This is a genomic window from Arthrobacter agilis (assembly GCF_002953615.1).
In the GTDB taxonomy this organism is placed as follows: domain Bacteria; phylum Actinomycetota; class Actinomycetes; order Actinomycetales; family Micrococcaceae; genus Arthrobacter_D; species Arthrobacter_D agilis_B.
The window spans coordinates 2,969,573-2,976,795 of the sequence record NZ_CP024915.1 but is presented as its reverse complement, the minus strand read 5'-3'; the positions used below and the strand labels follow the sequence as shown (position 1 = coordinate 2,976,795).

Sequence of the window (7,223 nt, the reverse complement as noted above, 5' to 3'; positions counted from 1 at the left end):
CCGGCGGCCCGCCACCGACCTGCACCCGTTCGATCAGGGAGGAACGTCCCCGCATGACCAGCACCGCCACCAGCACCCGAACGGCCGACGCCGTCACCGGCTCGATCGGCGACATCATCGACCGGGCCACCAGAATGGCACCCCTGCACGACTTCCCCGGCGTCGACGACCTCCTGGCCCGCTTCGACGCCATCGCCGTTGCGCATCCCGGACGCGTCACCCGACGCCGCATCGGAACCTCCCGGGCTGGTGACCCGATCCACGACTACGCCGTCGGCACCGGCTCCGCACACATCCTGGTGTACGCAGGGGTGCACCCCAATGAACCCATCGGTTTCCACACCATCCAGCGGTTGGCAGAGGATCTCACCGCCGACGACGCCCTGCTCGCCGCGGTCGACGCAACCTGGCATCTGATCCCGTGTATCGATCCCGACGGAACGCGGCTCAACGAGGGATGGTTCGGCGCGCCGTCGAGCCGTTCGCACTACGCCCGCAACTTCTACCGCCCGGCACCGCAGGAGCAGGTCGAGTGGTCGTTCCCCCTCAGCTACAAGAAGGCGTATTTCGATCGGTCGATGCCGGAGACGCAGGCACTCATGCGCCTGATCGACGAGACGCGACCCGCGCTGCTCGTCGGGCTGCACAATGCGGAGCTCGGAGGCGTCTACTACTACCTGGGGCGCGACATCGCGGGAGCCGTCGCGGACCTCCATGCCATCCCTGAGGCTCTCGGTCTCCCCCTCGACGCCGGCGAACCCGAGTCCGCCGATCTCACGGCGCTCGCGCCTGCGGTGTTTTTGGCCCCCCTCGCGACAGAACACTACGACTACCTCGAATCGCTCGGCCTCGATCCCGTGGCGGACGTGGGCGGGGGCGGGTCGGCCGACTATGCGCGCCGCTACGGGTCGGTCACCTTCGTGGCCGAGTTGCCGTACTGGACCCATCCCGACGCCTTCGACACGCGCCCGAGCGGCACCGATTACGCAGCTGTCCTCCGGAAGAAGGCTGCCGGTCTCGGTGACCTCAGCCGCGTGCTGCAGCACGCGTTGTCGTCGGCGCTGCCGCACCTCGTGCTCGACTCACCGTTTCTCCGGGCCTCGCGCGCGTTCATCCCCATGATGGCGGGAGTCGGTGACGCCGAGGCCCGCAGGGCCGAGCTTCCCGAGAGCTCACGCGTGGCCACGACTGCCGAGGTCTTCACCAATGAGGACACGGTGCGCTGCTTCCGCCTGCGCTTCGGGGGGATGCTCCTGCGTGCCATCGATGCCGAGGTCGACGCCGGCGTCGCCCCAGCCGAGTTGCGCCTCATCGGCACGGAGCTGGCCCGGGTCTACGACGGGTGGATCGCGGAGTCCGAATCCGTACCGGGCATCACCGTGCTGCCGATCGAGAAACTGGTGGGCGTGCAATACGCCTCGACGCTCGCCGTCGCGGCCCGGCTCCTGGCGGAGGACGCTTCATGACCCGCTACATCGGCCGGCGCTTCATCGAACTCGCGATCGTGTTCATCGGGGTCACGTTCATCATCTACGCGATGGTGTTCACGCTCCCCGGGGACCCGATCGCAGCGCTCGGAGGCGACCGTCCGCTGCCCGAGAACGTACAGGCGCAACTTCGCGCCGAGTACCACCTGGATGAGCCCGTGTGGTTGCAGTACCTGCGCTACATCGGGGGGCTGTTCACCGGGGACCTCGGCACCACTTTCGACGGCCGGCCCGTGGGCGACCGGATGGCCGCGCGATGGCCCATCACCATCACCCTCGCCCTGACCGCCTTCGCGATCGAGGTCGTCGTGGGCGTGATCCTCGGCCTCGTCTCCGGCCTGCGCAACGGCGGCATCCTCGATCGCACCCTGCTGATCGGCACGATCCTCGCGACCTCGGTACCGGTTTTCGTCCTCGGCGTCTCTGCCCAGTTGGTCTTCGGCCTGCAACTCGGCTGGTTCCCTATCGCCGGGGCCGGAGCCGGATGGCCGACGGCGTACCTGCTGCCGGCTACCGTCATCGCGCTGTTCGGGCTCGCCAGCGTCACGCGGCTCATGCGGGGCAGCGTCGTCGACACCCTGCGGTCGGACTTCGTCAGGACCCTCACCGCCAAGGGGATGCCGCGCCGCAACGTCGTCGGCGTCCATGTCATGCGCAACTCGGTGACCCCGGTGCTGACGTTCCTCGCGATCGACCTCGGCTACCTCCTCGGCGGGACCGTCGTCATCGAGGCCATCTTCAACCTGCCCGGCATCGGAGCTCTCCTGTTCGACGCCATCCGGACACACGAGGGGCCGACGGTCGTCGGCGTGGCGACCGCACTCATCCTCATCTTCCTGATGACCAGCGTCGTCGTCGATCTCATCAACTCCCTCCTCGACCCCAGGATCCGCCATGAGTGAGCAACTCGCGTCCCAGCAGGCACCCCTCGTCACCCCCGGCGACCGAAGCGTCTGGACCACCCTCCGCAAGCGGCCTCTCTTCTGGATCTGCTCGGCGGCATTGGGGGTGCTCGCGGTCATCGCCGTTCTGCCCGGCCCGATCGCGGGACTGTTCGGACAGCCCGACCCCCGAGCGTGCGACCTGTCCCGTAGCGCGCAGGAACCCAGCCCCACCCATGTTTTCGGCACCGACCTCCAGGGGTGCGACATCTTCGCGAACGTGGTCCACGGGACCCAGACCTCACTCTTCATCGGCCTGCTGACCACCATCCTGTGCCTGGTCATCGCAATGGTGCTGGGAACGATCGCCGGCTACTACGGAGGCGTCGCCGACCGGATCGTCTCGCGGCTCACCGATGTGTTCCTCGGTTTCCCGTTCCTGCTCGGAGCGATCGTGGTCCTCAACAGTGCGGGCACGCGCTCGGCCCTCACCGTCTCCCTCGTGCTCGCGTTCTTCTCGTGGCCTACGCTCTCGCGGCTGGTGCGCAGTTCCGTGCGGACCGTACGTGGGGCGGAGTACGTGCAGGCCGCGTCGGCGATGGGACTGACCGACCGTCGTATCCTGCTCGGACATGTCGTGCCCAATTCGCTCGGGCCGGTGCTCGCCATCGCCACCACCATGGTGGGCTCCGTCATCGTCGCCGAGTCGACGCTGACGTTCCTCGGCGTGGGCCTGCGTCAACCCTCGATCTCCTGGGGACTGCAGCTCTCCACGGCGCAGTCGTACTTCCAGAGCGACCCCCACCTGCTCGTCTTCCCGAGCCTGTTCCTCACCGTCACGGTGTTGAGCCTCATCACGCTGGGCGACATCCTCCGGGACGCCCTCGACCCGAAGGGACGTTCATGACCATCACCGCAACGGACAGGACGGCCGTCCTCACCCGCATCGCCCCCTACCTCGAGAGCTGGATCGCCTTCCAGGGCGCCTTCCGGGGAGCGGTGGGGGTCCAGGCGGCGCTGCGGGTCGACGACGACGTCGTGCTGAACTACGCCTGGGGAACCGCGGACGTCGACACCGGGGAGACGCTCACCCCCGGACACCTGTTCCGCATCGCCTCGCACTCGAAGACCATGACGGCCACGGCGGTGCTGCAGCTCGTCGAGCAGGGCTCCCTCCGGCTCGACGACGCCGTCGTCACCTGGGTCCCGGAACTGGCGGAGACCCCCCTCGCCACGGTCACCCTGCGCGCCCTGCTCGGTCACAATGCAGGCGTGATCCGTGACGGCGTGGACAATGACTTCTGGCAGCGCGGCGGGGAGTTCCTCGACCGGGAGGCCCTGCTCGAGGAGTCGCGACTCAACGGAGCCGTGTACGAGACGGACGAGTACTTCAAGTACTCGAACGTCGGCTACTCCCTGCTGGGGCTCGCCATCGAGGCCGCGAGCGGGCTGCCGTACAACGACTACGTGCGTGCGAACATCGTCGATCGACTGCGCCTCGTCGATTCCGGGCCGGAGTACGACGCCGACCGCGCCGCCGAGTACGCGGCCGGGCACACGGGTCTCACGCAAGCCGATGATAGGCGCTGGCGGATCGAGCACGTCGACACCCGCGCGATGGCGGCCGCGACCGGCTGGTTCTCGACCGCCGCCGAACTGACGAGCTATGGCGCCGCGCACTGGTTCGGCAACGAAACCCTCGTGTCGGACTCCTCGAAACGGTTGCTGCAGCGCGAGGAGACCATCGTCACGGTCCGCGGACGGGAACTCGGCCGCTACGGGCTGGGCTTCGAGATCCGCACCGTGGGAGAGCGCAAGCTCGTCGGGCACAGCGGTGGCTACCCCGGTCACATCACGCGCACCTGGATCGACCCGGACGACGCGTTCGTGCTCAGCGTGCTCACCAATTCGGTCGACGGACCCGCCGACTCCCTCGCGACCGGCCTGCTGCAGATCATCGAGATCGCCCTCTCCCCCACCACGGCGGCCCGGGCGCACGACCCGGCGGTCCTCGCGCGGTATACCGGCCGCTTCGCCAACATGTGGGGTGTCACCGACATCGTGGAACTCGGCGGGCATCTCGTCTCGATCAACCCCCGGTCCCCCGAGCCGGCCCTCGCCCACCAGTTCCTCGACGTCGTCGGTGACGACGAGCTCCTCGCCGAACGCATCCCGGGCTTCGGTGCGACGGGCGAGCCCGCATACTTCTCGCGCGATGAGGCGGGGCGGATCCTGTCTGTAGCCCTGGGCGGGATGACGCTCTGGCCGATCGACACATACCGTTCGGCGCTCGCGTCGGGACGCCCTGTCGACACGCTTGGCAAGATGTCCCTATGACAGACAAGCAGAGCGGTTCGCGGTCCTTCTCGGGCGAGCTGGACGACAAGACCCGGACCTTCATCGAGGACTTCGCCTCCTCCTGGGAACTCGCGAACAACGCCCGCATGGAGGGCCGCGTCCTCGGTCTGCTCATCATCGTGGACGAGCCCTACCTGTCCTCCGCGCAGATCGGCCAGCTCCTGCAGGCGAGTACCGGCGCGGTATCGATGGCCACCCGCTCGCTCGTGACCGTCGGCTTCCTCAAGCGACACACCATCCCCGGGGATCGTGCTCACTACTTCCGGGTCGAGGACGACGTGTGGGGCACGTTCCTCAGCGGCGAGCGCGAGTACCTGCGCCGGATGAAGGGCGCGATCACCGGTGGCCTCGGGATCCTTGACAGCGAAGCGGCCAGTCCGCGCACGCGGCTGCGCAACGCCGAGCGCTACATGACCTGGCTCGAGGGGTACCACCGCAAGATGCTCCTCGACTGGGAGGCGTACCGCGATGCCCATGAGAACGACCACACGACAACGAGGGACGAAACGCCATGACAACTCCCGTGCTCACCGTCCGGAACCTCGCCATCGATTTCCTCGTGGGGGGAGATCGTGTGCCGGCCGTGCACGCCGTCGACTTCGACCTCCATGCCGGTGAGGTGCTCGCCATCGTCGGCGAGTCGGGTTCGGGAAAGAGCGTGACCTCCCTGGCCGTGCTCGGGCTGCTCCCCGGCAATGCGCGCGCGTCCGGAGAGATTCTCGTCGACGGCCAGAACGTTCTCGGCGCCTCCGAGAAGGTGTTGTCCGGGATCCGCGGCAGGAAGGTCTCGATGATCTTCCAGGACCCGTCGAACGCGCTCGACCCGGTCTTCACCGTCGGATACCAGATCCTGGAGATGCTGAAGCGCCATCGCCCGCAGCTGACCGCAGCTCAGCGTCGCGAACGTGCCGTGGAGCTGCTGCGGATGGTGGAGCTGCGCGATCCCGAGGACCGTCTCGACTACTACCCGCACCAGCTGTCCGGTGGGCAGGCGCAGCGCGTCATGATCGCCATGGCTCTCGCGTGTGACCCGGAGGTCCTCATCGCCGACGAACCGACGACGGCGCTCGACGTCACAGTGCAGCGGGAGATCCTCGACGTCCTGCGGAGGCTGCAGCAGCGCACCGCCGCGGCGATCCTTCTCATCACCCACGACATGGGCGTCGTGGCGGACCTTGCAGACCGGGTCGTCGTCATGCGGCGGGGACGGGTCGAGGAGACCGCGCCCGTCCAGCGCATCTTCGGATGTCCAGAGGCTGAGTACACGAAGGCCTTGCTCGCGGCGGTCCCACGGCTCGGAGCCGCCCACCGAGCATCGACAGCTGTACCTCACGAACGTCCGGTTCTCGAGATCGCCGATCTGGTGGTGGAGTACCGCAATCGACGCGGGCGTGCGATGCGCGCGGTCGACGGCGTCTCCATGGACATCCGCGCTGGGGAGATGATCGCTCTCGTCGGCGAATCGGGCTCAGGCAAGTCCACGATCGGCAAGAGCGCGCTCGGCCTCGCCCCACTGACCGAAGGTCATATCGTCATCGATGGTGTCGATCTGGCCACAGCGTCGCGCTCCCAGGCGCGAGCGCTCAAGAAGCGCATCGGCGTGGTGTTCCAGAACCCTACTGCCGCGCTCGACCCCCGACGGACCATCGGCCAGTCGATCGGCGAACCCATCCGGGTCCACGAACGCCTGCGCGGTGGCGCACTCTCTGCGCGTGTCGATCGCCTGCTCGAGGCTGTCGAGCTGCCTGCCTCGTGGGCTGGGCGCTACCCGCACGAGCTCTCGGGTGGCCAGCGCCAGCGCATAGCGATAGCCCGCGCTGTATCGCTCGAGCCGATGCTGCTCATCGCAGATGAGCCGACCTCGGCGCTGGATGTCTCAGTGCAGGCGACAGTGCTCGAGTTGCTGCGCACCATCCAGGGCAATCTCCGTTTCGCCTGCCTGTTCATCAGTCACGACCTCGCGGTCGTGGACGAGCTCTGCGACCGCGTGGTGGTGCTGCATCGCGGAAAGATCGTGGAACAGGGTGACCGCCACACAGTATTGACGGCCCCCGAGCATCCCTATACCCAACGCCTGCTCGCGGCCGCTCCCGTTCCGGATCCTGTGGAGCAGGCACGTCGGCGGAATGAGTCGGTCGCCGCTCTGTGAGAGCAGGGTGCTCCGTGACAGGCGGCACCACGGCTGTCTTCTTCCACCGGCATCGAAGCGAACGACGGCGAGGCAATCCCCTGCGGAACTGCCTCGCCGTCATTCCATCTGGCGATGCCTACCGCTAGCTGTCGCAGCCGATCCCGTCGCCGTCGCGGTCGAACTTCTGCTGGAAACCGGGTGTCCCGGCGGCAATCGGTGCGGCACCTGCAGCACGGACGGCGTCGCAGTTCTGGTAGTAGGGTGCGGGAGCCGGAGCTACCGGTGCGGGTGCGACGGGTGCAGGTGCCGGTGCCGGTGCGGGCACCGGCGCCGGGACAACCGGCGCGGGGGCAGGAGCCACAGGAG

The 7,223-nt window shown here is 67.9% G+C and carries 7 protein-coding genes; 6 read left to right on the top strand and 1 reads right to left on the bottom strand.

Annotation, left to right across the window (positions count from 1 at the left end):
• The first annotated feature begins 53 nt into the window (after nucleotides 1–53).
• Genes CVO76_RS14515 through CVO76_RS14490 form a run of 6 tightly spaced genes read left to right on the top strand, consistent with a single transcriptional unit; the run spans nucleotide 54 to nucleotide 6,875 of the window.
• A complete protein-coding gene (locus CVO76_RS14515; RefSeq protein ID WP_208739890.1) occupies nucleotides 54–1,466 on the top strand; it encodes a M14 family zinc carboxypeptidase in 1,413 nt (470 codons plus the stop codon).
• On the top strand, nucleotides 1,463–2,389 hold the full coding sequence (locus tag CVO76_RS14510) for an ABC transporter permease (protein ID WP_208739888.1): 927 nt from the start codon (nucleotides 1,463–1,465) through the stop codon (nucleotides 2,387–2,389). Before CVO76_RS14515 ends, CVO76_RS14510 begins: the two co-directional genes overlap by 4 nt.
• Nucleotides 2,382–3,275, top strand: a complete 894-nt coding sequence (locus tag CVO76_RS14505; protein WP_208739886.1) for an ABC transporter permease — start codon at nucleotides 2,382–2,384, stop codon at nucleotides 3,273–3,275. The genes CVO76_RS14510 and CVO76_RS14505 overlap by 8 nt, the downstream gene beginning before the upstream one ends.
• Nucleotides 3,272–4,705 carry a serine hydrolase domain-containing protein gene (locus CVO76_RS14500; protein WP_208739884.1) on the top strand — a complete coding sequence of 478 codons (1,434 nt, stop codon included), beginning with the start codon at nucleotides 3,272–3,274 and terminating at the stop codon, nucleotides 4,703–4,705. The genes CVO76_RS14505 and CVO76_RS14500 overlap by 4 nt, the downstream gene beginning before the upstream one ends.
• Nucleotides 4,702–5,241 carry a GbsR/MarR family transcriptional regulator gene (locus CVO76_RS14495; RefSeq protein WP_208739882.1) on the top strand — a complete coding sequence of 180 codons (540 nt, stop codon included), beginning with the start codon at nucleotides 4,702–4,704 and terminating at the stop codon, nucleotides 5,239–5,241. Before CVO76_RS14500 ends, CVO76_RS14495 begins: the two co-directional genes overlap by 4 nt.
• Nucleotides 5,238–6,875, top strand: a complete 1,638-nt coding sequence (locus tag CVO76_RS14490) for a dipeptide ABC transporter ATP-binding protein (protein WP_208739880.1) — start codon at nucleotides 5,238–5,240, stop codon at nucleotides 6,873–6,875. The genes CVO76_RS14495 and CVO76_RS14490 overlap by 4 nt, the downstream gene beginning before the upstream one ends.
• A gap of 124 nt (nucleotides 6,876–6,999) precedes the next feature.
• Here the strand turns inward: CVO76_RS14490 and CVO76_RS14485 are convergent.
• Nucleotides 7,000–7,223: excalibur calcium-binding domain-containing protein (locus tag CVO76_RS14485; RefSeq protein WP_208739878.1), on the bottom strand; the 224-nt coding region annotated here is incomplete at its 5' end.

Excerpts from the sequence above, each read along its gene's own strand:
- CVO76_RS14510 (WP_208739888.1), top strand. The coding sequence starts at position 1,463 with ATGACCCGCTACATCGGCCGGCGCTTCATCGAACTCGCGATCGTGTTC.
- CVO76_RS14505 (WP_208739886.1), top strand. The coding sequence starts at position 2,382 with ATGAGTGAGCAACTCGCGTCCCAGCAGGCACCCCTCGTCACCCCCGGC.
- CVO76_RS14495 (WP_208739882.1), top strand. The coding sequence starts at position 4,702 with ATGACAGACAAGCAGAGCGGTTCGCGGTCCTTCTCGGGCGAGCTGGAC.
- CVO76_RS14500 (WP_208739884.1), top strand. The coding sequence starts at position 3,272 with ATGACCATCACCGCAACGGACAGGACGGCCGTCCTCACCCGCATCGCC.
- CVO76_RS14515 (WP_208739890.1), top strand. The coding sequence starts at position 54 with ATGACCAGCACCGCCACCAGCACCCGAACGGCCGACGCCGTCACCGGC.
- CVO76_RS14490 (WP_208739880.1), top strand. The coding sequence starts at position 5,238 with ATGACAACTCCCGTGCTCACCGTCCGGAACCTCGCCATCGATTTCCTC.